The 20,983-nt window shown below is 65.1% G+C and carries 26 protein-coding genes; 7 read left to right on the top strand and 19 right to left on the bottom strand.

The features are described 5' to 3' along the window. Positions 1–6: 6 nt before the first annotated feature. Positions 7–732 carry a tRNA (guanosine(46)-N7)-methyltransferase TrmB gene (trmB, locus tag AC3WK8_RS17720; RefSeq protein WP_022641631.1) on the top strand — a complete coding sequence of 242 codons (726 nt, stop codon included), beginning with the start codon at positions 7–9 and terminating at the stop codon, positions 730–732. 54 nt (positions 733–786) lie between these two features. Here the strand turns inward: trmB and AC3WK8_RS17715 are convergent, their stop codons facing one another. The 11 genes from AC3WK8_RS17715 to AC3WK8_RS17665 form a co-directional block, all read right to left on the bottom strand. After that, a complete protein-coding gene (locus tag AC3WK8_RS17715) occupies positions 787–1,335 on the bottom strand; it encodes an RNA 2'-phosphotransferase (RefSeq protein ID WP_103325357.1) in 549 nt (182 codons plus the stop codon). Between the two features lie 29 nt (positions 1,336–1,364). Beyond that, a complete protein-coding gene (locus tag AC3WK8_RS17710; RefSeq protein WP_022641629.1) occupies positions 1,365–1,688 on the bottom strand; it encodes a DUF3392 domain-containing protein in 324 nt (107 codons plus the stop codon). Positions 1,689–1,697: 9 nt separating this feature from the next. Beyond that, on the bottom strand, positions 1,698–2,900 hold the full coding sequence (gene hemW, locus AC3WK8_RS17705) for a radical SAM family heme chaperone HemW (protein WP_103325358.1): 1,203 nt from the start codon (positions 2,898–2,900) through the stop codon (positions 1,698–1,700). After that, on the bottom strand, positions 2,897–3,493 hold the full coding sequence (gene rdgB / locus AC3WK8_RS17700; RefSeq protein WP_085594454.1) for an RdgB/HAM1 family non-canonical purine NTP pyrophosphatase: 597 nt from the start codon (positions 3,491–3,493) through the stop codon (positions 2,897–2,899). Before rdgB ends, hemW begins: the two co-directional genes overlap by 4 nt. Continuing rightward, entirely contained in the window at positions 3,490–3,924 is a 435-nt protein-coding gene (locus AC3WK8_RS17695) for a DUF4426 domain-containing protein (RefSeq protein ID WP_031320665.1), read from the bottom strand. Before AC3WK8_RS17695 ends, rdgB begins: the two co-directional genes overlap by 4 nt. Before the next feature lie 26 nt (positions 3,925–3,950). Then, complete coding sequence (gene metW, locus AC3WK8_RS17690; protein ID WP_022641625.1) at positions 3,951–4,571, bottom strand: methionine biosynthesis protein MetW; 621 nt, start codon at positions 4,569–4,571, stop codon at positions 3,951–3,953. 7 nt (positions 4,572–4,578) lie between these two features. After that, a complete protein-coding gene (gene metX, locus AC3WK8_RS17685; protein WP_085594456.1) occupies positions 4,579–5,718 on the bottom strand; it encodes a homoserine O-succinyltransferase MetX in 1,140 nt (379 codons plus the stop codon). Between the two features lie 105 nt (positions 5,719–5,823). Beyond that, positions 5,824–6,117, bottom strand: a complete 294-nt coding sequence (locus tag AC3WK8_RS17680; protein ID WP_022641624.1) for a DUF167 domain-containing protein — start codon at positions 6,115–6,117, stop codon at positions 5,824–5,826. After that, positions 6,117–6,704 (bottom strand): YggT family protein, encoded by a 588-nt coding sequence (locus AC3WK8_RS17675; protein WP_022641623.1) that lies wholly within the window; start codon positions 6,702–6,704, stop codon positions 6,117–6,119. The genes AC3WK8_RS17680 and AC3WK8_RS17675 overlap by 1 nt, the downstream gene beginning before the upstream one ends. Positions 6,705–6,727: 23 nt before the next feature. Then, complete coding sequence (proC, locus tag AC3WK8_RS17670; protein ID WP_085594459.1) at positions 6,728–7,546, bottom strand: pyrroline-5-carboxylate reductase; 819 nt, start codon at positions 7,544–7,546, stop codon at positions 6,728–6,730. 32 nt (positions 7,547–7,578) lie between these two features. After that, on the bottom strand, positions 7,579–8,277 hold the full coding sequence (locus AC3WK8_RS17665) for a YggS family pyridoxal phosphate-dependent enzyme (protein WP_103325360.1): 699 nt from the start codon (positions 8,275–8,277) through the stop codon (positions 7,579–7,581). Positions 8,278–8,480: 203 nt separating this feature from the next. On the opposite strand from AC3WK8_RS17665, the gene AC3WK8_RS17660 reads away from it, so the two are divergent. Continuing rightward, positions 8,481–9,515 carry a type IV pilus twitching motility protein PilT gene (locus AC3WK8_RS17660; protein ID WP_103325361.1) on the top strand — a complete coding sequence of 345 codons (1,035 nt, stop codon included), beginning with the start codon at positions 8,481–8,483 and terminating at the stop codon, positions 9,513–9,515. A gap of 44 nt (positions 9,516–9,559) precedes the next feature. On the opposite strand, the gene AC3WK8_RS17655 is transcribed toward AC3WK8_RS17660, so the two are convergent. Then, positions 9,560–10,183, bottom strand: coding sequence for a C40 family peptidase (locus tag AC3WK8_RS17655; protein WP_031320664.1), 624 nt, complete (start codon positions 10,181–10,183; stop codon positions 9,560–9,562). A 250-nt stretch (positions 10,184–10,433) separates the two neighbouring features. Here AC3WK8_RS17655 and AC3WK8_RS17650 point away from each other — a divergent pair, with 250 nt between their 5' ends. Next, positions 10,434–10,853, top strand: a complete 420-nt coding sequence (locus tag AC3WK8_RS17650) for an NINE protein (protein WP_022641619.1) — start codon at positions 10,434–10,436, stop codon at positions 10,851–10,853. A 104-nt stretch (positions 10,854–10,957) separates the two neighbouring features. Here the strand turns inward: AC3WK8_RS17650 and AC3WK8_RS17645 are convergent, their stop codons facing one another. The 7 genes from AC3WK8_RS17645 to gshB all read right to left on the bottom strand — a co-directional run bounded on the left by AC3WK8_RS17645 (position 10,958) and on the right by gshB (position 17,113). Further along, positions 10,958–12,229, bottom strand: coding sequence for a dihydroorotase (locus AC3WK8_RS17645; RefSeq protein WP_103325362.1), 1,272 nt, complete (start codon positions 12,227–12,229; stop codon positions 10,958–10,960). Beyond that, entirely contained in the window at positions 12,226–13,230 is a 1,005-nt protein-coding gene (locus AC3WK8_RS17640) for an aspartate carbamoyltransferase catalytic subunit (protein ID WP_022641617.1), read from the bottom strand. Before AC3WK8_RS17640 ends, AC3WK8_RS17645 begins: the two co-directional genes overlap by 4 nt. Positions 13,231–13,257: 27 nt before the next feature. After that, positions 13,258–13,764: a bifunctional pyr operon transcriptional regulator/uracil phosphoribosyltransferase PyrR gene (pyrR, locus tag AC3WK8_RS17635; protein ID WP_085594466.1), complete on the bottom strand. Its 507-nt coding sequence runs from the start codon at positions 13,762–13,764 to the stop codon at positions 13,258–13,260. Between the two features lie 260 nt (positions 13,765–14,024). Continuing rightward, positions 14,025–14,462 (bottom strand): Holliday junction resolvase RuvX, encoded by a 438-nt coding sequence (ruvX, locus tag AC3WK8_RS17630; protein WP_022641615.1) that lies wholly within the window; start codon positions 14,460–14,462, stop codon positions 14,025–14,027. After that, entirely contained in the window at positions 14,462–15,031 is a 570-nt protein-coding gene (locus tag AC3WK8_RS17625; protein ID WP_085594468.1) for a YqgE/AlgH family protein, read from the bottom strand. The genes ruvX and AC3WK8_RS17625 overlap by 1 nt, the downstream gene beginning before the upstream one ends. Positions 15,032–15,112: 81 nt before the next feature. Continuing rightward, positions 15,113–16,012 (bottom strand): energy transducer TonB, encoded by a 900-nt coding sequence (locus tag AC3WK8_RS17620; RefSeq protein ID WP_085594470.1) that lies wholly within the window; start codon positions 16,010–16,012, stop codon positions 15,113–15,115. Between the two features lie 129 nt (positions 16,013–16,141). Further along, the gene (gshB, locus tag AC3WK8_RS17615) at positions 16,142–17,113 is read right to left on the bottom strand and encodes a glutathione synthase (RefSeq protein WP_053133966.1); all 972 of its coding nucleotides are present in this window, start codon (positions 17,111–17,113) and stop codon (positions 16,142–16,144) included. A gap of 292 nt (positions 17,114–17,405) precedes the next feature. Between gshB and pilG the strand changes: the two genes are divergently transcribed. From pilG to AC3WK8_RS17595, 4 genes are all read left to right on the top strand, one after another. Then, positions 17,406–17,810, top strand: a complete 405-nt coding sequence (pilG, locus tag AC3WK8_RS17610; RefSeq protein WP_022641612.1) for a twitching motility response regulator PilG — start codon at positions 17,406–17,408, stop codon at positions 17,808–17,810. A gap of 57 nt (positions 17,811–17,867) precedes the next feature. Further along, on the top strand, positions 17,868–18,233 hold the full coding sequence (pilH, locus tag AC3WK8_RS17605; RefSeq protein WP_022641611.1) for a twitching motility response regulator PilH: 366 nt from the start codon (positions 17,868–17,870) through the stop codon (positions 18,231–18,233). 11 nt (positions 18,234–18,244) lie between these two features. Further along, positions 18,245–18,784: a chemotaxis protein CheW gene (locus AC3WK8_RS17600; RefSeq protein ID WP_022641610.1), complete on the top strand. Its 540-nt coding sequence runs from the start codon at positions 18,245–18,247 to the stop codon at positions 18,782–18,784. A 131-nt stretch (positions 18,785–18,915) separates the two neighbouring features. Beyond that, positions 18,916–20,979: a methyl-accepting chemotaxis protein gene (locus AC3WK8_RS17595; RefSeq protein ID WP_053133969.1), complete on the top strand. Its 2,064-nt coding sequence runs from the start codon at positions 18,916–18,918 to the stop codon at positions 20,977–20,979. Positions 20,980–20,983 lie beyond the last annotated feature (4 nt).

The raw sequence follows: 20,983 nt of genomic DNA, 5'->3' as shown, positions 1-20,983 counted from the left end.
CCATTGATGACTGAATCAAACGACACGCCAATCCAGCCGGAAGCTGGCGACGAACGCCAGCACCGCCGTATCAAGAGCTTCGTGATGCGCGCCGGACGCATGACCGAAGGCCAGCAACGCGGCCTGGATCAGGGCGCCCCGCTGTATGTGCTGCCCCTGGCCGATGCCCCGGTGGATTACGACCAGGTGTTCGGCCGTTCGGCGCCGCGCTCCCTGGAAATCGGCTTCGGCATGGGCCACTCGCTGCTGGAGATGGCCGCGGCAGCCCCGGAGCAGGATTTCATCGGCGTGGAGGTCCACCGTCCGGGCGTTGGTGCGCTGCTCAACGGCGTGCTGACCCAGGGCCTGACCAACCTGCGGGTCTACGACTGCGACGCCATCGAAGTGCTCAACCGCTGTGTGGCCGATAACAGCCTCGATCGCCTGATGCTGTTCTTCCCCGATCCCTGGCACAAGAGTCGGCACCACAAGCGTCGTATCGTCCAGGCGTCCTTCGCCGAGCTGGTGCGCAGCAAGCTCAAGGTCGGCGGTATCCTGCACATGGCCACCGACTGGGAGCCCTATGCCGAGTACATGCTGGAAGTGATGAACGTCGCTCCGGGCTACCGCAACCTGGCCGAGGACGGCAAGTGCGTGCCGCGTCCGGCCGAGCGTCCGATCACCAAGTTCGAGCGCCGCGGCGAACGCCTGGGCCATGGCGTCTGGGACCTGAAGTTCGAGAAGCTCGACTGACCTGCCGCCCCTCTTCCCGAGGGGCTCTTGCCGAGCCCTGCAATGGCCCGGTCGCTAAACCTCGGTGATGCAGCTGGCCGGGACCTGGTCGGTCAGCCACACGCCATTCTCCGCCTGGTAGAACTTGCAGCCCCGGGCCTGCATGGCCTGGGTATCGATCTGCAGCAGCACCACCTGGCCGTAGCGCTGGCCCACCGAACGGGCAGTGTCAGGGTCCTGGGACAGGTGCACGTGATGGCGCGAGCCTGGAATCAGGCCCTTCCGGTTGATTGAATCCATGAAGCGCGTGGCAGTGCCGTGATAGAGCACCGCGGGCGGCTGGCGTTCTTGCAGTTGCAGCTGTACCGCCTTGCTGGAGTGGCCCTGGGCGGCGCGAATGCGCTGGCCGTCGGCCGACAGGGTGAAGCGTTTTTTGTCGTTGTCGCGGACTACCTGCTCGATCAGTTCCCGAGTCAGTGGCCGGCCCTCGCTGGCCGCGCCGGCGATCAGCGCGTCGATCTCGCCCCAGCCTTCACTGTCCAGCTCCAGGCCAATGGCCTGGGGCTCATGGCGCAGCACATAGCTGAGGAACTTGCTGGTGGTCTCCATGAGGCCCTTGCTCATATGCATCCTTGTTCAGTCGGGGATCCGCATCAGCGGCGATCGGCGACCACGCCGATCAGTACCAGCACCACCAGCAGCACGGGCGCCAGGCTGTAGTTGTTGAACTGGCTCAGGCCGCGGACGATCCACGGCGTGGCATAGATCAGCGCCAGGCCGCTGCCGATCATGCACAGCAGGGCCATCAACGGTACCCGCAGGGCGCCGGCGAGGCCGCCCAGGCGTGCCTCGACCCAACCCTTGATGTCGGCGCCGAACAGCACCAGCAGGCAGCCCACCAGCGCCAGGGAGATTTCCGAGAGGTTGCTGCGGCTCCAGCGGGACACGGTGGCAAGCAGGTCGAGTACCAGATCCATGTGATTTCCTTAGATCAGAAAGTATTGCAGCAGGTCGTTGAGGAACAGTTGCCCACGGGGCGTGGCCGCCAGGTGTGACGGTTCGACCTGCAACAAGCCGCTTTGTTCGGCCTGGCGCCGGCCTTCGGCGAGGCTGGCCAGCTCCAGGCCGGTGCGCTGGGCGAACAGCGCCGCATCCACGCCATCGGTGAGGCGCAGGGCGTTCATCAGGAACTCGAATGGCAGCTCATCGTTGTCCAGGCTCTTTTCGCCGGCCTTGAACGGCTTGGCCGGGTTCAGGTAGTCCTTGGGCAGGCGGGTTTTCCAGGTACGCAGGATGCGCCCGTCCGGGTGACTGAGCTTGCCGTGGGCCCCGGCGCCGATGCCGATGAAGTCGCCGAAGCTCCAGTAGTTCAGGTTGTGTCGCGCCGCACGGCCGGGCTGGGCATAGGCCGAGACCTCGTACTGGGCGTAGCCATGCTCGGCCAGCAGTGCCTGGCCGGCTTCCTGGATGTCCCACAGGATGTCGTCTTCCGGCAGGGTCGGCGGCTGGCTCCAGAACACCGTGTTGGGCTCCAGGGTCAGCTGGTACCAGGACAGGTGGGTCGGCTTCATGGCGATGGCTTGGCGCAGGTCGCCCAAGGCATCTTCCAGGGACTGGTCCGGCAGGCCGTGCATCAGGTCCAGGTTGAAGTTGTCGAACCCGGCCTGGCGCGCCATGTCGGCGGCACGCACGGCTTCGGCACCGCTGTGGATACGACCCAGGGCTTCGAGCTTCTGCTCCTGGAAGCTCTGGATGCCGATGGACAGGCGGTTGATCCCCAGGGCGCGGTAGGCGGTGAACTTCTCCTGCTCGAAGGTCCCGGGGTTGGCTTCCAGGGTGATCTCGATATCGCTGGCGAACGGGATGCGTTGCTGTACCCCGGCAAGCAGTCGGCCCAGGGCCTGGGCGCTGAACAGGCTCGGGGTGCCGCCGCCGAAGAAGATCGAGCTCAGTTCCCGGCCATGGGCGGCAGGCAGGTCCTGGTCGAGGTCGGCCAGCAGGGCGTCCACGTACTCCTCTTCCGGCAGCGTCGGGCTGGCGGCGTGGGAGTTGAAGTCGCAATAGGGGCATTTACGTACACACCACGGGATGTGGATGTACAGCGCCAGGGGCGGCAATTGGGGCAGGGCCGGCCGGGGCGCTTGCGCGCCGCCAAGGATCAGCGGCGACGCGGCGGGATCACGGTTCATTGCAGGCCCAGGCGTTGCCGCAGGATGGCCATGGCGCGGGCGCGGTGGCTGAGCTGGTTTTTTTCCACCGGGTCCAGTTCGGCGCTGGAGCAATTGCGCTCCGGCACCCAGAACAGCGGGTCGTAGCCGAAACCGTGTGCGCCGCTGGCGGCGGTGAGGATGCGCCCGTGCCACAGGCCTTCGCAGAGGATCGGCAGCGGGTCGTCGGCGTGGCGTACCAGGGCCAGGACGCAGACGAACTGCGCCCCGCGCTGTTGCTCGGGAACCTCCTTGAGGGCCTCCAGCAGCTTGGCGTTGTTGGCCGCGTCGCCCTGGCCATCGGCGTAGCGTGCCGAATAGATGCCCGGGGCACCGCCGAGGAAGTCCACCGCCAGGCCGGAATCGTCCGCCAGGGCCGGCAGACCGGAGATGCGCGCGGCGTTGCGGGCCTTGAGGATGGCGTTCTCGACGAACGAGAGTCCGGTTTCCTCGGGCTCGATGCTGCTGAATTCGCCGATCGAGCGCAGTTGCACCGAGGCGCCGAGCATGGCCTGGAGTTCTTTGAGTTTGCCGGCGTTGTGGCTGGCCAGTACGAGTTGCGTGAGGTTCATCATTCGCCCGGGAATAGCTCTTGGTTGAAGCTGAAGCTGTTGGTATCGCCACCAGCTTGCACGCTGATGGTGAAGGTGCGGTTTTCCTGTTGTTCCACCGGGAACTGGGCGATGTAGTAGATCGCGCCCTGTTCGGTGATCTGGCGGAACTTCAGGGGAATGCTCTTGCTGGTCAGGTCCTTGACCGTGCCGCTGACCTGGCCGACCAATGGCTTGCCATCCTTGATCAGCGAAACGTTGATCACCCCCTGGTTCTTGCTGCGAACCAGCTCTGCGGCCCTGGCGATGTCAGGTTGCAAGTAGGTGGAGTTGAAGGTGTTGTAGTGCACGGTGATGTCGCCGAACACTTCCTGGCGCTCGCCCTTGATCGGGTCCGCAGCCAGGGCCGAGAGGCTCAGGCAGGCAGACAATAGAAAAGTGACCAGACGTCCCATGATCTTTCTCCTCGATGCGATGTGGGTCAAACCGCGACCTTGTGATCCTGCAGGCCGGGACTGCTGAGGCGGTAGATGCCGATCTCTCCCAACAGATTAGGCCATAGCTTACTGGCCCACCCATGGCGGTGTTGTTGATCGACCGCAAGGCGATTGATCACCCGGGCCTGGCGCTCGCGGCACAGTTCCTCGAAGTCCTCGAAGGTGCAGAAGTGGATGTTCGGCGTGTTGTACCAGGTGTACGGCATGAATTCCGACACAGGCATCCGGCCCTTGCTGGCCAGGTACCAGCGGCAGCGCCAGTGGCCGAAGTTGGGGAAGGTGATGATGCACTGGCGGCCGACCCGCAGCATCTCGTCCAGCAACTGGTCGGGGTAGTGCACGGCTTGCAGGGCCTGGGTCATGACCACGACGTCGAAGCTGTTGCTGGCGAAATTGCCCAGGCCCTTGTCCAGGTCCTGCTCGATGACATTGATGCCCTTGGCCACGCACTGGGCGATGTTGTCGGCATCGTTCTCCAGGCCGTAGCCGGTGACTTGCTTGTGTTGCTGCAACCAGCTCAGCAGTTCGCCATTACCACAGCCCAGGTCGAGGACGCGGCTGCCGGCGGGGATCCATTCCTGGATGATTTCCAGATCGGCTCTCATCGTGTCCTCACAGCGTGATGCGGTTCATGTAGTGACCGAATGCCTGCAGGTAGCGCGGGATCGGGATCAGGAAGGCGTCGTGGCCCTGGGGTGCGTCGATCTCCAGGTAGCAGACGTCCTTGCGCGCGGCCATCAGCGCGTCCACCAGTTCCCGCGAGCGGGCCGGGGAGAAGCGCCAGTCGGTGGTGAAGGACATCACGCAGAACTTGGCAGTGGCGTTGGCGAAGGTCCTGGCCAGGTCGTCGTCGCAGTTGGCTGCCGGGTCGAAGTAGTCCAGGGCCTTGGTCATCAGCAGGTAGGTGTTGGCGTCGAAACGCCCGGAAAACTCCTCGCCCTGGTAGCGCAGGTAGCTTTCCACCTGGAATTCCACGCTGTGGAAGTCGTAGTTGAGCTTCTCGCTCTTGAGCCCGCGGCCGAATTTCTCGCCCATGGAGTCGTCGGACAGGTAGGTGATGTGCCCCACCATCCGCGCCAGCATCAGCCCACGTTTGGGGACCACCTGGTGTTCCTGGAAGGAGCCGCCATGGAACTCCGGATCGGTGAGGATCGCCTGGCGCGCCACTTCGTTGAAGGCGATGTTCTGCGCCGACAGCTTGGGCGCCGAGGCGATGGCCAGGCAATGCCGGACCCGGTCCGGGTAGGTGATGGTCCATTGCAGCGCCTGCATGCCCCCGAGGCTGCCGCCGATCACCGCGGCCCACTGGGCGATGCCCAGGCGGTCGGCCAGGCGGGCCTGGCTGTGCACCCAGTCTTCCACGGTCAGTACCGGGAAATCGGCGCCGAACGGTCGGCCGGTCTCCGGGTTGAGGCTGCTGGGGCCGGTGGAGCCGTTGCAACCACCGAGGTTGTTGAGGCTGACCACGAAGAACTTGTTGGTGTCGATCGGCTTGCCCGGGCCGATGCAGCTGTCCCACCAGCCGGGCTTGCGGTCTTCTGGGCTGTGGTAGCCGGCCGCATGGTGGTGGCCCGACAGGGCATGGCAGATCAGCACCGCGTTGCTGGCGCTGGCGTTGAGCTGGCCGTAGGTTTCGTAGATCAGGTCGTAGGCCGGTAGCGAGCGGCCGCAGGCCAGGGCCAGGGGCTCGTTGAAGTGCGCAACCTGAGGTGTGACCAGACCAACGGAATCGGCGGGAAAGGCAGTTGGCATCGACCCTGCTCTCATTCAAATGAGGCGTAAGTCTAAAGACCGCTGTGTCCAGCGGCAAGCAAAGCCCGGGCCTGGATTTGGCTGCTGGAAAGGAAGGCCTGCGAATCAGGCCGGACGTGCCAGGCCCGGTAGCTCGGGGAGTTTCTTCGGCGCTAGCAGGCGCACCCGCTTCTGCCGGTTCAACTCACCGCTGACCAGGCTGACATGGCTCTTGGGGATGCCGAAGGCCTTGGCCAGGAACGCCATCAGGTGCGCGTTGGCCTTGCCTTCGACGGGCGGGGCGGTGAGGCGGATCTTCAGCCGATCGCCATGCAGGCCAGCGAACTCATCGCTGCTGGCCTTGGGCTGCAGGTGGCAATCGAGCAACAGGTCGTCGCCGTCCCAGCGGAAGTAGCTCATCAGATCAGCCCGAACAGCTCGCGGGGCATGAAGGCGTAGTACGCCAGGCGCGGGATCAGCCCCTGTTGCAGCAGCTGGATCACCAGGAACGCCAGGATCGGCGAGATGTCCAGGCCACCCAGGTTCGGCACGATGCGGCGGAACGGCGCCAGCAGCGGCTCGCTCAATTGGTAGGCCAGCTCGGCGCCGGGGCTCTGGCTGCCAGGCGCGACCCAGGACAGGATCACGCTGATGATCATGGCGAAGAACCAGATCTTGAGGAACAGCGCGAAGATGCCGATCGGCGCCCAGATCAGCAGCCCCAGCACGTTGAAGGGGATGCCGTAGAGGGTCAGGACGATGGCGAACAGCACCATCTGCACCACCAGGGCCAGCACCAGCGAGGACATGTCCAGGCCGAACATGCTGGGGATCACCCGGCGTAGCGGCTTGAGCAGCGGCTGGGTGGCCCGCACGATGAACTGGCTGATGGGGTTGTAGAAGTTGGCCCGCACCGCTTGCAGCATGAAGCGCAGCAGGACGACCAGCAGGTACAGGCTGCCCAGGGTCTGGATCACCAGGATGGCAGCGTCGTTGAGTCCGAACATATCGATTCCTTTGTAGGGGCGAATTAGCGGCCGAGTTGTTCGGCCATTTCCGCCGAACGGTGCGCGGCGGCACCCAATGCTTTTTCCACCAGGGCCTCGAACCCGTCGGCCTGGAACGACTGGATCGCCGCTTCCGTGGTACCGGCCGGCGAGGTCACGCGACGGCGCAGCTCGGCGGCGTCGACATCGCTGGAAACCGCCATGTGGGCAGCGCCCAGGGCGGTCTGCAAGGTCAGTTGGGCGGCGGTTTCCCGTGGCAGGCCGAGTTTCTCGCCGGCGGCGGTCATGGCCTCGATCAGCAGGAAGAAGTACGCCGGGCCGCTACCGGAGACCGCGGTTACCGCATCCAGTTGCTGCTCCTGTTCCAGCCACAGGGCGGTACCCACGGCGGACAGCAGTTCTTCGGCCTGGCGGCGCTGCTCGGCGCTCACCCGGTCGGTGGCATACAGGCCGCTGACGCCCTGGCGCAGCAGGGCCGGGGTATTGGGCATGCAGCGCACGATCGGCTGCTCGCCCAGCCAGGCGCCCATGCTCGAGCAGGTGATGCCGGCGGCGATGGAGACCACCAGTTGCCCGGGTTGCAGGCTCGGACGCAGGGTCTCGCACACCGCCTTCATCGCCTGGGGCTTGACCGCCAGGACGATCACATCGACCCCGGCAATGGCTTCGGCGTTGTCGGCAAAAACCTGGATGCCGTGTTCGGCGGCCACCTTGGCCCGGGTTTCGGCGCCAGGGTCACTGGCGCGGATCTGCGAGGCGTCCAGGCCCTTGGCCCGCAGGCCGCCGATGAGACTGGCCGCCATGTTGCCGGCACCGATAAAAGCGATACGAGTCGTATTCATGACAGGTCCTTATCAGGGTCAGGGCCAGTCCCTCAGGACTGGCTGTAGTCGCGGGCGCCAAACAGCGCGGTACCGATCCGCACCCAGGTGGCGCCTTGGGCAATGGCCGCTTCGAGATCGTGGCTCATGCCCATGGATAGAGTGTCCACGGGCAGTTCGAGACTGTCCCGCAGGTGCTTGTTCAGGTTCTGTACCGCAGCAAACGCAGCGTGTTGGGCCGCAGGATCCTCGGTGGGTTCGGGAATCGCCATCAGCCCGCGCAGGCGCAGGCGTGGCAAGGCAGCGATGGCGCGGGCCAGCTCCGGCAACTCGGCGGGCGTGCAGCCGGACTTGCTGGCTTCGCCACTGACATTGACCTGGAGGCAGATGTTCAGTGGCGGCAGTTCGGCCGGGCGTTGCTCGGAGAGGCGTTGAGCGATTTTCAGGCGGTCCACGGAATGCACCCAGTCAAAGTGTTCGGCGATGGCGCGAGTCTTGTTCGACTGAATGGGGCCGATGAAGTGCCAACTCAAGGGCAGGTCGGCCAGTTCCTGTTGCTTACCCAGGGCTTCTTGCAGGTAGTTCTCGCCGAAATCGCGCAAGCCGGCGGCATGGGCCTCGCGCAACGCGGCGGCGGGCTTGGTCTTGCTCACGGCCAGCAACTGGACGCTGTCCGGGGCCCGCTGTGCGGCCTGGCAGGCGCTGCGGATGCGCTCGGCTACCTGGGCGATGTTGTCTGCTATCGTGGACATTCGATTCCGTCTCAAAAGTATCTGCGGCCGGGCGCCTGCGAACCGGGCCGCCACCTGCCGCGTGAATCCACCAGTCCCTGCTTGCCGATCGGCCCGAGCCACGCTCCTGGGCCGTGCCGGGCATTGTCCGGCACCAGGCAGCCGGGCTGCTGGCTGCGCACGGGTCTGAAGCTCGCGGCATTCTACTGGAATTGGGGGGCACTATGGACATCACCGAATTGCTGCTGTCGAGCGTCTCGCGCGGGGCTTCCGACCTGCATCTGTCTGCTGGGCTGGCGCCGTTGCTACGCATCGATGGCGATATCTGCCCTCTGGATGGGCCGGTACTGGATGCGTCCCAGGTGCTGGCGTTGATCCATGAGCTGATGAGCCAGTCGCAGCGCAAGGCCTTCGCCAGCCAGCAGGACCTGGATTTCGCCCATGAACTGCCCGGGGTGGCCAGGTTTCGCGTCAATGCGTTCCAGCATGCCCGTGGTGCGGGAGCGGTGCTGCGGTTGATTCCTTCGCGGGTGCAGAGCCTGGAAGAGCTCGGGCTGGGGCCGGTATTCCGGCAGGTCAGCGAGTTGCCCCGGGGGCTGGTGCTGGTGACCGGTCCCACCGGCAGCGGCAAGTCCACCACCCTGGCGGCGATGGTCGACCACCTGAACCGGACCCGCCACCAGCACATCCTGACCATCGAGGACCCCATCGAATTCATCCACCCGCCGCAAGGCTGCCTGGTGCACCAGCGTGAAGTGGCACGCGACACCCAGAGCTTCGCCACGGCCTTGCGCGGGGCCCTGCGCGAGGACCCGGATGTGATCCTGCTGGGCGAGCTGCGGGACCTGGAGACCATCCGCCTGGCGCTCACCGCTGCGGAAACCGGGCACCTGGTGCTCGCCACCCTGCACACCTCGTCGGCGGCCAAGACCATCGATCGCTTGGTGGATGTGTTTCCGGGAGAGGAGAAGGCCCTGGTGCGCTCGATGCTGGCCGAGTCATTGCAGGCGGTGATCGCCCAGGTACTGCTCAAGCGCATCGGGGGTGGAAGGGTGGCGGCCCACGAGATCATGCTGGGCACCGCGGCGATCCGTAACCTGATCCGCGAGGACAAGGTGGCGCAGATGTATTCGGCGATCCAGACTGGCGGGGCCCAGGGCATGCAGACCCTGGACATGAGCCTGAAGGCATTGCTGGCAAAGGGCTTGATCAGTCGCGAACAGGCGCGGGAAAAGGCACGAATGCCCCAGAGCCTGTGAGGGGCGGGCAAGCGCCGCCAGGCTGGCCTGGCGGCGAAGCGGAATCAGCGCTGGACGACCCGCAGGGTCTTCTGTTCCTTGGGCAGGACCCGCTTGGCAACCACGTAGTGATTGTCCCAGTAGGGTTTCTTCAAGGTGTCGATGGTGACCGACTTGCCGCGCCGCGGAGCGTGGATGAAGCGATCGTTGCCCAGGTAGATGGCTACATGGTTGACCTTGCGGCTCTTGATGTTGAAGAACAGCAGGTCGCCCGGCTTGAGATCCTTGCGCTCGACCTTCTGCCCATGGCCGCTGGCCATGGCGTTGGAGGTGCGTGGCAGATCCACGGCGGCGACGTCATTGAAGGCGTATTTCACCAGGCCGCTGCAGTCGAAACCCTTGCTCGGGCTGCTGCCGCCCCAGCGATAAGGCGTGCCCAGGGCGTTGACGGCGCGGCTGAGGACGTTGCTGCTTTGCTTGGCGCCCATCTGGGGTACCAGCTTGCTGTCGACCTTGGCCAGTTGGGTGGAGTGCCGGCTCGTGGTCTTATGCTTGGCCGAGACCGTCGAAACATGGGATTTCGGGGTGTAGCCGTTGATGTTGGGAAGTCGTTGCTCACGGTTGGTGGCGTGGGCGGCCAGTGGCATTAATAGGCAAATGGTCAGCCATGTCTTGATAAATGGACGCATTAGGCAAGGCTCTTATTGATTAGCGCGCAACTTTATAACAGCTTTCAGGTCACTTCCGAGGCCGTTTGTCGACTAGACCTTGGGGTCAACTTCGGCAAAGAGGCGGCAACTTGACGCAGAAAACCGTCAGAAGTCAGGCAACACAAGGCTTTGGCGGAAGAGAAGGTAGCATCGACCACACGTCGAGCGCCTGTAAAAAAGTCACAAAGTTTTTGAGAAAATTTATCTATCACCCGCCAAGAGGCATTTGATGAACAGCTATCGCCAGGATTCCGCGACCCACGACACCCACAGCAAGGTGATCGGCTACCTGCTCTGGATATTCGGTTTTACCGGTGCCCACCGCTTCTATTACGGCAAGCCGGTGACCGGGACGCTCTGGTTCTTCACCTTCGGCCTGCTGGGCATCGGCTGGCTGATCGACCTGTTCCTGATTCCTTCCATGGATCGGGAGGCGGACCTGCGGTTTACCGCCGGTCCATTGGAATACAGCGTGGCCTGGATACTCCTGACCTTCCTCGGGGTGTTCGGCGTGCACCGCATGTACCAGGGCAAATGGCTGAGCGGGGTGCTCTACCTGTTCACCGGTGGCTTGTTCTTCATCGGGGTGCTGTATGACTTCTGGACCCTGAACGACCAGGTCTCACTGGAGAACGCCAAGCGCCGTTGATCCCGTCATCGGCGCCGGCGGTGATGGCTGATGTAGCGCCTGGCGCAGTGCGGGCGGCCCCCTTCGGAGCCGTTCGCAGCCTGCGCCAGCGGCTACAGGATCAATCAGCCCTGGTGGCTGATATGGCCATCCACCAGGGTGTAGCGCACTGCGCCCGGCAGGCTGTGGCCAAGGAACGGGCAGTTCTCGCCACGGGACAGCCAGCGCTCGCCGGCCACGGTCGAGCTGGCCGGGTCGAACAGCACCAGGTCGGCCGGGCCACCCACCGTCAGTTTGCCGGCCGGCAGGCGCAGGGCGTCGGCCGGGCCGGCGCTCAGGCGGGCCATCAGGGTCGGCAGGTCCAGCAGGCCGTCCTGCGCCAGGGTCAGGGCCAGCGGCAGCAGCAGCTCGACGCTGCTGATACCTGGTTCGGTAGCGCCGAACGGAGCCAGCTTGGCATCGCGCTCATGGGGCTGGTGATGGCTGGCGATGGCCTGCACCACACCGGATTTAACTGCGGCGCGCAGGGCCTCGCGGTCGGCGTGCGAACGCAGGGGCGGCTGGACGTGATACAGGCTGGAGAAGTCGATCAGCGCCTCATCGGTCAGGATCAGCTGATACAGGGCGACATCGGCGGTGACCGGCAGGCCGCGGGCCTGGGCCTGGGCGATCAGTTCCACGCCGCGGGCGCTGGTCAGCTGGCTGAAGTGCGCGCGCACCCCGCTTTGTTCCACCAGCAGCAGATCCCGGGCCAGGGCCACGGTCTCGGCGCTTTCGGGAATCCCCGGCAGGCCGAGGAAGCTGGCGGTGGCGCCTTCATGGGCCAGGCCGCCTTCGGCCAGGTCGCGGTCCTGGGAATGGAAGATCACCGTCAGGTCGAAGGTGGCGGCGTATTCCAGGGCGCGGCACAGGGTGCGGGTGCTGCGAAAACCCTCCAGGCCGTTGCCGAAGGCCACGCAACCGGCATCGCGCAGGGCGATCAGCTCGGCCAGTTGCTCGCCGTCCAGGCCCTTGCTCAGGGCGCCGATCGGGAACACCTTGCTGTTGCCGGCTTCGCGCGCGCGGTCGAGGATCAACTCGGCCACCGCCGAGGTGTCCAGCACCGGCTTGGTGCGTGGCGGGCAGCACAGGCTGGTGACGCCACCGGCAGCGGCGGCGCGGGTTTCGCTGGCGATGCTGCCCTTGCGGCTGTAGCCCGGCTCGCGCAGGGCGACGTTCAGGTCCACCAGGCCGGGGGCGGCCACCAGGCCCTTGCCGTCGATCACGGTGACGGCGTTGAAACCTTCCGGGGCGGCGCCGATGGTGGCGATCTTGCCGGCTTCAAGGTGCAGATCGGTAACTTGATCCAGGCCGCTGCTTGGATCGATGACGCGGGCGCCGAGAATGCTGAGCTTCACTGGGCGTTCTCCTGCTCGAATTGTCGCTGGGCGGTCTGCCCGCTCATGGCCATGGACAGTACGGCCATGCGCACTGCGATGCCGTAGGTCACCTGGTTGAGGATCACCGAGTGCGGACCGTCGGCCACCGCCGACTCGATCTCCACGCCACGGTTGATCGGGCCCGGGTGCATGACGATGGCGTCGGGCTTGGCGCCGGCCAGGCGCGCGGTGGTCAGGCCGAACAGGCGGTAGAACTCGCCCTCGCTGGGCAGCAGGCCGCCCTGCATGCGCTCGCGCTGCAGGCGCAGCATGATCACCACATCGACGTCTTTCAGGCCTTCGGCCATGTCGGTGTAGACCTTCACCCCGTACTGCTCGATGCCGATGGGCAGCAAGGTCTTGGGCGCGATCACGCGGATATCCGGGCAGCCCAGGGTCTTGAGCGCCAGCATGTTGGAGCGCGCGACCCGCGAGTGCAGGATGTCGCCGACGATGGCCACCGAGAGGTTCTCGAAGCCGCCCTTGTGCCGGCGGATGGTCAGCATGTCGAGCATGCCCTGGGTCGGGTGGGCGTGGCGGCCGTCGCCGCCGTTGATGATCGCCACCTGCGGGCACACGTGTTCGGCGATGAAGTGCGCGGCGCCGGAATCGCCGTGGCGCACCACGAACATGTCGGCGGCCATGGCCTCGAGGTTGCGCAGGGTGTCGAGCAGGGTCTCGCCCTTGCTCGCCGAGGAGGTGGACACGTTCAGGGTGATCACGTCCGCCGACAGTCGCTGGGCAGCCAGTTCGAAGGTGGTGCGGGTGCGGGTGGAGTTCTCGAAGAACACGTTGCACACGGTCTTGCCGCGTAGCAGCGGGACTTTCTTCACCGCCCGGGCGCCGACTTCGAGGAAGGAGTCGGCAGTGTCGAGGATTTCCGTCAGCAGCTCGCGGTTCAGGCCGTCGAGGGAGAGGAAGTGGCGCAGCTGGCCCTGATCGTTGAGCTGCAGCGGGCGCTTGGCGTCTAGAGGCGTCATCGCAATGGACTCTTTAAAAGGGCAGGTTTAGAGGGCGAGGTCTTGGAGCTCGAGTTGAAGCGGCGCAGGACCGGACAATTTTACCCGCTCGTGGGTCGCCAGCGACAGGGTCGCACCTACCACATTCGGCCGGATCGGCAGTTCGGCGGCGTTCAGGTCCAGCAGGCAGACCAGGGTCACGCTGGCCGGGCGGCCGTAGTCGAACAGCTCGTTGAGGGCGGCGCGGACGGTCCGGCCGCTCATCAGCACATCGTCGATCAGCACCAGGTGCTGGCCTTCGATCTCGAACGGCAGCTCGGACGGGCGCACTTGAGGATGCAGGCCGTTCTGGCTGAAGTCATCGCGGTAGAAGGAAACGTCCAGGGTACCCAGGGGCGCGTCGCTGCCCAGGGCTTCCAGCAGCGCCTGGGCGACCCAGACACCGCCGGTACGGATACCGATGAAGCGAGGCTCGTTGATGGCGCGCTGGGCCAGGTGGGCTTTGAGATCGATGGCCATCTGGCTGATCAGGGCGGCGGGATTGGGCAGGCTCATGGTGGCTCCTTCGTGGGCTCGCGCCTTGTTGTCCGGTAGCGGGGCGCGGTGACTTGGAACCTGCCCGGGATCTGCTGCGCTTGGCTCGTGGGGCGTTGCAAATGGCTTCGAAATGCTCATTTAGATGCCTAAACTCCGCTTTCTGCGCCATTCCTGACTCGCCCGAGCATCGCTCGCTGGATCGTTGGCAGGTTCTTGTGGCTGGTGTCGGGCCAGGAGGCGCGCAGCCGCAGGCCGCGCATCCTCAGGATTCGGGGTTGCTAGGTATTGAGCAGCGTGGCGTTCTCGTCAAGCCAGCCCTGCAGCAGCAGGGCGGCGGCAATGGCGTCCACCGGATTGTCGCGGTAGCTGCCTTTCTGGCCGCCGCGGGCCAGGCGTTCGCCCTTGGCCTCGAAGGTGGTCAGGCGCTCATCGTGGGTATAGAAGGGCACGTTGAAGCGGCCGTTCAGGCGCCGGGCGAACTTCTCGGCGCGCTGGCACATCTCGCTCGGGGTGCCGTCCATGTTCAGGGGCAGGCCCACCACCACCGCATCGGGTTGCCATTCCTTGAACAGGGCCTCGACCTGGTTCCAGTCCGGCACGCCGTTCTGGGCCTTCAAGGTGCACAGCTCGCGGGCCTGGCCAGTGATGGCCTGGCCCACGGCAACGCCGATTTGCCGGGTGCCGTAGTCGAAGCCCAGGATCAGTCGCAAGGCCATCAGGCGTGGCCCGCCTGGCTGGTGAGCAGGCTGAGGTTGACCCCCAGGTGACGGGCGGCCGCTTCCAGGCGCAGTTCGCTGCTGGTGTTGAACAGGATGTCGGCGTCGAACGGGCAGGTCAGCCAGGCGTTGTCGGCCAGCTCGGCTTCCAGTTGCCCGGCTTCCCAGCCGGCGTAGCCCAGGGCGATCAGGCTCTTGCTCGGACCCACGCCGTCGGCGATGGCGAACAAGACATCCTGGGAGGTCGACAGCGAGACGCCATCGAGCTCCACCGTGGCCTGGTAGATCGGGCCGCTGGGGTGCAGGACGAAGCCGCGATCGGTCTGCACCGGGCCACCGCTGAAGATCGGCACGTGCTGGCATAGCAGCGACGCGTCTTCGTCAGGGCGCAGTTGCTCCAGGATATCGGCCAGGCTCAGGTCCTGCGGGCGGTTTATCACCAGCCCCATGGCGCCATTGGCGTTGTGCTCGACGATGTAGGTCAAGGTCTGGGCAAAGTTCGGGTCGGCCATGTGCGGCATGGCGATCAGGAAATGATGCTTGAGGTAGCTGGGGCTGACGTTTTTCATGAGCGCTAGTGTGGCGGCGGCGGGCCCGGCTGACAAGCTGGCGATGCGCCCGCAAGCAGGGGCGTGGTGCTGGCCGGACGGTCAGTTGCTGGACAGCTTGTCGCCCCGGGCGAAGCGCCAGGTGCGGATGATTTCCAGGCGGTCGATGTCCGACAGGTCGCCGGTGAAGGGGGCGAATGGCGCGGCCAGGCGCACGATGCGCTGGGCGGCCTGGTCCAGCAGTGGCTGGCCGGAAGACTCCAGTACCAGCACTTCATACAGCGAACCGTCGCGGTTGATCGACACCATCAACCGCAGGTTGCCGTAGATCTGTTTGCGCCGGGCTTCCTCGGGGTAGTTGAGGTTGCCGATGCGCTCGACCTTCTTGCGCCATTCGTCCTTGTACCAGGCGCCCTTGTCACGCATGGTCGAGGCCGCGCTCAGGCGGTGGATCCGTGGGCGCTTGGCATACAGCTGCTGTTCGTTGGCCAGTTCGGCCTCCAGGCTGGAGATCTCGCTGGACAGCTGCGAGCTGTCGAACGATGGCGCGTCGGCCTTGGGCGTCGGTTCGCGCTTGACCTCTTCGCGTTGGGTCACGGTCTTCTTCGGCTTGGGCGCGGTGGTGGCCACGGCCGCCTTGGGCGCGGCCTCCTTGACTTGCGGCTTGACCGACGGTGGCGGCACGACCTTTTTCACCGAGTTGTCCTGGAAGGGCGCTACCTCGGTGGTCTTGGGAATGGCCTTCTTGTCCAGGGTGCCGCTGCCCTGCTGGTGGTCCTGGGCCAGGAAGTCGGCCTTCTTGGGCTTGGTCTCGCTCTTGAAGGTGGCCAGGGTGATTTCCAGGGTCTTGCTGATCTGCTGGGGCTCGGCGAAGGAAAAGCTCAGGCCGAGGATCAGCACCAGGTGCAGGAGCGCCGCGAGGAACAGGGTGAATCCCAGGCGATCGGCCGCGCGGACGCCACCATGGGCCAGCTCGGGTGGCAGGTCGGACGTAAGGCTCATTGGCAGTTCGACATCACAGCAGGCATTGCACAACCAACATCACGGTTTCACAGGCGGCGCATGATAACGCAATGTTGGTTTCAAGCTGTAAGCCTCAAGCTTCAAGCGACAAGCTGCATGTGACGTACGTCAAGCTTGTGGCTTGTTGCTTGCGGCTTGCAGTTTCTGCTCGATGGCATCCATCAGCATCGCGCCGATGTTGGTGCCGAAGGCGTTGTCGATTTCGCGGATGCAGGTCGGGCTGGTGACGTTGATTTCCGTCAGGTGCTCGCCGATCACATCGAGGCCGACGAACAGCAAGCCCTTGGCCCGCAGGGTCGGGCCGACCTGGGCGGCGATCCAGCGATCCTTGTCGCTCAGCGGGCGGGCTTCGCCACGACCGCCGGCGGCCAGGTTGCCCCGGGTTTCGCCGGCAGCCGGAATCCGCGCCAGGCAATAGGGTACCGGCTCGCCGTCGATCATCAGGATGCGCTTGTCGCCGTCCTTGATCGCCGGCAGGTAGGCCTGGGCCATGATCTGCTGGCTGCCCAGCACGGTCAGGGTCTCCAGGATCACCGACAGGTTCGGGTCGCCCGCGCGGTGGCGGAAGATCGAGGTGCCGCCCATGCCGTCCAGGGGCTTGAGGATCACGTCGCCATGCTGGGCAGCGAACTCGCGCAGGACGTCGGCGCGGCGGCTGACCACCGTGGGCGGGGTGCACTGCGGGAACAGCGTGGCGAACAGCTTTTCATTGCAGTCGCGCAGGCTCTGGGGCTTGTTGACCACCAGCACGCCGGCGCTCTCGGCCTGCTCCAGCAGGTAGGTGGAGTAGACGAACTCCATGTCGAAGGGCGGATCCTTGCGCATCAGGATCACGTCCAGGTCGCTCAGCGGGCTGTCGATCTCGTCTTCCAGCGCGAACCATTTCTGTGGGTCGGCGAAGACCTGCAGTGGTCGCATGCGGGCCCGGGCCACGCCGGCGCCCTGGTAGAGATCGCGCTGCTCCATGTAGAAGAGGCTCCAGCCGCGTTCCTGGGCGGCCAGCAACATGGCCAGCGAACTGTCCTTTTTATAGGAGATGCTGGCGATAGGGTCCATGACAATCCCGACGCGAACGCTCATGGGGCGGATTCCTTCAATCAAATGGGTGGAAGCAGGCTGGGGTCGGTCGCTGTCCGGTGACGGGCCGGCGTTGCCGGGCAACGGGAACAGCTCCTGAAAGTGGCGTCAGAGTGGCGCTGACAGAGACCTGGGTCAAGGAAAAACCACAGCCCTGCGTAGTCCATGGATTGCAGGGGGGAGAGTGTGCTAAAAAGGCTCGCATGCCGGGCCGGGGCCTTGAAGTTCAAGGGTTTGGGGCATTGGCCAGCGGTACCCGATCAAATCGATTCGCTGGGGCGACGGTAGAGCAGACATGGAACAGCAATCCAACGCCTTGAAGGTGATGGTGATCGACGACTCGAAGACGATTCGCCGCACGGCCGAGATGCTGCTGAAGAACGTCGGCTGCGAGGTCATCACCGCGGTGGATGGCTTCGAAGCCCTGGCCAAGATCGTCGACCACCACCCCGGGATCATCTTCGTCGACATCATGATGCCGCGCCTCGACGGTTATCAGACCTGTGCGCTGGTCAAGAACAACAGCGCGTTCAAGTCCACTCCCGTGATCATGCTGTCCTCCAAGGACGGGCTGTTCGACAAGGCCAAGGGCCGCATCGTCGGCTCCGACCAGTTTTTGACCAAACCCTTCAGCAAGGAAGAACTGCTCAGCGCGATCAGGGCCCATGTCCCGGACTTCGTCGCGCTTGCGCCACAGTAGACACGCACAGCGGCGCCCGTTCAGTGGACCGCGCGCCTATACCGTATGGGGAAGACCATGGCTCGTATCCTGATCGTCGATGACTCGCCGACCGAAATGTACAAACTCACCGGCATGCTGGAGAAGCACGGCCACGAAGTGCTCAAGGCCGAGAATGGCGCCGACGGCGTGGCACTGGCCCGGGAAGAGAAGCCCGATGCAGTGCTGATGGACATCGTCATGCCTGGCCTCAACGGCTTCCAGGCCACCCGCCAGTTGACCAAGGATGCCGAGACCAGCCACATCCCGGTGATCATCATCACCACCAAGGATCAGGAAACCGACAAGGTCTGGGGCACCCGCCAGGGCGCCAGGGACTACCTGACCAAGCCGGTGGAAGAAGAGACCCTGATCAAGACCCTGAACAACGTCCTGGCCGGCTGATCGCCCGCGCCATGAGCGAATCCCGGACCGCCTTCGAGCTGCTGCTGGAGATCGACCAGCGCTGCCGCCTGCTGGCCGCCGACCTGCCATCCCAGGAAACCCGCCAGCACAGCTGGAGCGGCATCGGTTTTCGCCTGGGCAGCCGCTGGTACGTGGCGGCCATGGGCGAGGTCAGCGAAGTCCTGCACGAGCCGCGCCATACCCTGTTGCCGGGGGTCAAGCCCTGGGTCCGGGGCGTGGCCAACCTGCGCGGGCGGCTGCTGCCGATCATGGACCTGTGCGCATTTCTCGGCCACGAGCTGTCGCCCTTGCGCCTGCAGCGGCGGGTGCTCGTGGTGGAATACAAGGAACTGTTCGTTGGCCTTCTGGTGGATGAAGTGGCGGGCCTCAAGCATTTTGCCCAGGACACCCTGGAGCCTGGCGTCGGCGATTTTGCCGACACCGCGATCAATCCCTACCTGCAGGGGCAGTTTCGCCGCGAGCAGATCTGGCAAGTGTTCAGCCCCTTCGCCCTGGCGCGCTCGCCGGGCTTCCTGGAGGTGGCGGCGTGAACGGCGCCCCGGCGCCTGCATTACCCGTTCGCAGTACCACGGGAGGCCCAGGCCTTCCTCGATCAATCCACGCCGCCTGGCTGTCCCGGGCGACCGAATGCGGGAACACCCGCTCGCCACAGGCCTGACCGATGACCAAAGCCAAACCCGGCAAGCCCCAGGAAGGCTCCCGCAGCCGCTCGCAGATCATCGTGCTGTTCATCGCGCTGATCGTGTTCATCATGTTGCTGTTCGCCAACTTCGCCTACCTCAATACCCAGGCCACCTACGACAAGCAGTACATCGGCCATGCCGGCGAGCTGCGGGTTCTGTCCCAGCGCATCGCCAAGAACGCCACCGAGGCCGCGGCCGGCAAGGCGGCCGCGTTCAAGCTTCTGGGTGATGCACGCAATGATTTTGCCCAGCGCTGGGGTTACCTGAAGAAGGGCGACCCGGCCACCGGTCTGCCGGGCGCCCCGGTGGCGCTGCGCCAGGAGATGCACGCGGTGCAGCTGGACTGGGAAAAGCTGCTGAAGAACGCCGACGCGATCCTCGCCAGCGAGCAGACGGTGCTGTCGTTGCACCAGGTGGCCGCGACCCTGGCCGAGACCGTGCCGCAGTTGCAGGTGGAATACGAGAAGGTGGTGGAGATCCTCCTCCAGCGCGGCGCCCCGGCCAGCCAGGTGGCCATGGCCCAGCGCCAGTCGTTGCTGGCCGAGCGGATCCTCGGCGCGGTCAACACCGTGCTGGCCGGGGACGAGAATGCCGTGCAGGCCGCCGATGCCTTCGGCCGCGACGCCGCCCGCTTCGGCCAGGTGCTCAACGGCATGCTGCAAGGCAACCCGGGATTGAAGATCAGCCAGGTCGAGGACCCTGATGCCAGGGCTCGGCTGACGGAGATTTCCGAGCTGTTCGAGTTCGTCTCCGGCTCCGTGGACGAAATCCTCGAGACCTCCCCCGAGCTGTTCCAGGTGCGTGAGTCGGCGAGCAATATCTTCAGCCTGTCCCAGACCCTGCTGGACGAAGCCTCGCGCCTGGCCATCGGTTTCGAGAACCTGGCCGGCAGCCGCAAGCTGGACACCATCGGCGGTTATGTCCTGGGCCTGCTGGCCCTGGCCTCGGTCATCCTCATCGGCCTGGTGATGGTTCGCGAGACCAACCGCCAGCTGCGTGAGACCGCAGAGAAGAACGAGCGCAACCAGAACGCGATCATGCGCCTGCTGGACGAGATCGAGGACCTGGCCGACGGCGACCTGACGGTGACCGCCTCGGTGACCGAGGACTTCACCGGGACCATCGCCGACTCCATCAACTATTCCGTCGACCAGCTGCGCGATCTGGTGGCCACCATCAACCTCACCGCCGGCCAGGTGGCGGGCGCGGTGCAGGAAACCCAGACCACCGCCATGCAGTTGGCCGAAGCCTCCGAGCACCAGGCGCAGCAGATTTCCGAAGCCTCCACGGCGATCAACGAAATGGCCCAATCCATCGACCAGGTATCGGCCAACGCCGCCGAATCCTCGGCGGTGGCCGAGCGTTCGGTGGAGATCGCCAACAAAGGCAACGAGGTGGTGCACAACACCATCCACGGCATGGACAACATCCGCGAGCAGATCCAGGACACCGCCAAGCGGATCAAGCGTCTTGGCGAGTCCTCCCAGGAGATCGGCGATATCGTCAGCCTGATCGACGATATTGCCGATCAGACCAACATCCTGGCCTTGAATGCGGCCATCCAGGCGTCCATGGCCGGTGATGCCGGTCGCGGTTTTGCCGTGGTGGCCGACGAGGTACAGCGGCTGGCGGAACGTTCCTCGGCGGCGACCCGGCAGATCGAGACCCTGGTCCGGGCGATCCAGACCGATACCAACGAAGCGGTGATCTCCATGGAGCAGACCACCACCGAAGTGGTGCGCGGGGCACGCCTGGCGCAGGATGCCGGAGTGGCGCTGGAGGAGATCGAAGGCGTATCCAAGACCCTGGCGGCGCTGATCCAGAGCATCTCCAACGCGGCCCAGCAGCAGACTTCCTCGGCCGGGCAGATTTCCCTGACCATGAACGTGATCCAGCAGATCACCTCGCAGACCTCGTCCGGCTCCACGGCGACCGCCGAAAGCATCGGCAACCTGGCGAAGATGGCCAGCCAGCTGCGCCGCTCGGTTTCCGGCTTCACCCTGCCGGCGACCCGGGCGCCTGCCTCCAATGACAACCGCTGACTGA

Source organism: Pseudomonas sp. FW507-12TSA (assembly GCF_058781435.1).
The sequence above is the reverse complement of the archived record's forward strand: the minus strand, read 5'-3'. Positions and strand labels throughout refer to the sequence as shown.

Excerpts from the sequence above, each read along its gene's own strand:
- trmB (WP_022641631.1), top strand. The coding sequence starts at position 7 with ATGACTGAATCAAACGACACGCCAATCCAGCCGGAAGCTGGCGACGAA.
- AC3WK8_RS17715 (WP_103325357.1), bottom strand. The coding sequence starts at position 1,335 with ATGAGCAAGGGCCTCATGGAGACCACCAGCAAGTTCCTCAGCTATGTG.
- AC3WK8_RS17710 (WP_022641629.1), bottom strand. The coding sequence starts at position 1,688 with ATGGATCTGGTACTCGACCTGCTTGCCACCGTGTCCCGCTGGAGCCGC.
- hemW (WP_103325358.1), bottom strand. The coding sequence starts at position 2,900 with ATGAACCGTGATCCCGCCGCGTCGCCGCTGATCCTTGGCGGCGCGCAA.
- rdgB (WP_085594454.1), bottom strand. The coding sequence starts at position 3,493 with ATGATGAACCTCACGCAACTCGTACTGGCCAGCCACAACGCCGGCAAA.
- AC3WK8_RS17695 (WP_031320665.1), bottom strand. The coding sequence starts at position 3,924 with ATGGGACGTCTGGTCACTTTTCTATTGTCTGCCTGCCTGAGCCTCTCG.
- metW (WP_022641625.1), bottom strand. The coding sequence starts at position 4,571 with ATGAGAGCCGATCTGGAAATCATCCAGGAATGGATCCCCGCCGGCAGC.
- metX (WP_085594456.1), bottom strand. The coding sequence starts at position 5,718 with ATGCCAACTGCCTTTCCCGCCGATTCCGTTGGTCTGGTCACACCTCAG.
- AC3WK8_RS17680 (WP_022641624.1), bottom strand. The coding sequence starts at position 6,117 with ATGAGCTACTTCCGCTGGGACGGCGACGACCTGTTGCTCGATTGCCAC.
- AC3WK8_RS17675 (WP_022641623.1), bottom strand. The coding sequence starts at position 6,704 with ATGTTCGGACTCAACGACGCTGCCATCCTGGTGATCCAGACCCTGGGC.
- proC (WP_085594459.1), bottom strand. The coding sequence starts at position 7,546 with ATGAATACGACTCGTATCGCTTTTATCGGTGCCGGCAACATGGCGGCC.
- AC3WK8_RS17665 (WP_103325360.1), bottom strand. The coding sequence starts at position 8,277 with ATGTCCACGATAGCAGACAACATCGCCCAGGTAGCCGAGCGCATCCGC.
- AC3WK8_RS17660 (WP_103325361.1), top strand. The coding sequence starts at position 8,481 with ATGGACATCACCGAATTGCTGCTGTCGAGCGTCTCGCGCGGGGCTTCC.
- AC3WK8_RS17655 (WP_031320664.1), bottom strand. The coding sequence starts at position 10,183 with ATGCGTCCATTTATCAAGACATGGCTGACCATTTGCCTATTAATGCCA.
- AC3WK8_RS17650 (WP_022641619.1), top strand. The coding sequence starts at position 10,434 with ATGAACAGCTATCGCCAGGATTCCGCGACCCACGACACCCACAGCAAG.
- AC3WK8_RS17640 (WP_022641617.1), bottom strand. The coding sequence starts at position 13,230 with ATGACGCCTCTAGACGCCAAGCGCCCGCTGCAGCTCAACGATCAGGGC.
- pyrR (WP_085594466.1), bottom strand. The coding sequence starts at position 13,764 with ATGAGCCTGCCCAATCCCGCCGCCCTGATCAGCCAGATGGCCATCGAT.
- ruvX (WP_022641615.1), bottom strand. The coding sequence starts at position 14,462 with ATGGCCTTGCGACTGATCCTGGGCTTCGACTACGGCACCCGGCAAATC.
- AC3WK8_RS17625 (WP_085594468.1), bottom strand. The coding sequence starts at position 15,031 with ATGAAAAACGTCAGCCCCAGCTACCTCAAGCATCATTTCCTGATCGCC.
- AC3WK8_RS17620 (WP_085594470.1), bottom strand. The coding sequence starts at position 16,012 with ATGAGCCTTACGTCCGACCTGCCACCCGAGCTGGCCCATGGTGGCGTC.
- gshB (WP_053133966.1), bottom strand. The coding sequence starts at position 17,113 with ATGAGCGTTCGCGTCGGGATTGTCATGGACCCTATCGCCAGCATCTCC.
- pilG (WP_022641612.1), top strand. The coding sequence starts at position 17,406 with ATGGAACAGCAATCCAACGCCTTGAAGGTGATGGTGATCGACGACTCG.
- pilH (WP_022641611.1), top strand. The coding sequence starts at position 17,868 with ATGGCTCGTATCCTGATCGTCGATGACTCGCCGACCGAAATGTACAAA.
- AC3WK8_RS17600 (WP_022641610.1), top strand. The coding sequence starts at position 18,245 with ATGAGCGAATCCCGGACCGCCTTCGAGCTGCTGCTGGAGATCGACCAG.
- AC3WK8_RS17595 (WP_053133969.1), top strand. The coding sequence starts at position 18,916 with ATGACCAAAGCCAAACCCGGCAAGCCCCAGGAAGGCTCCCGCAGCCGC.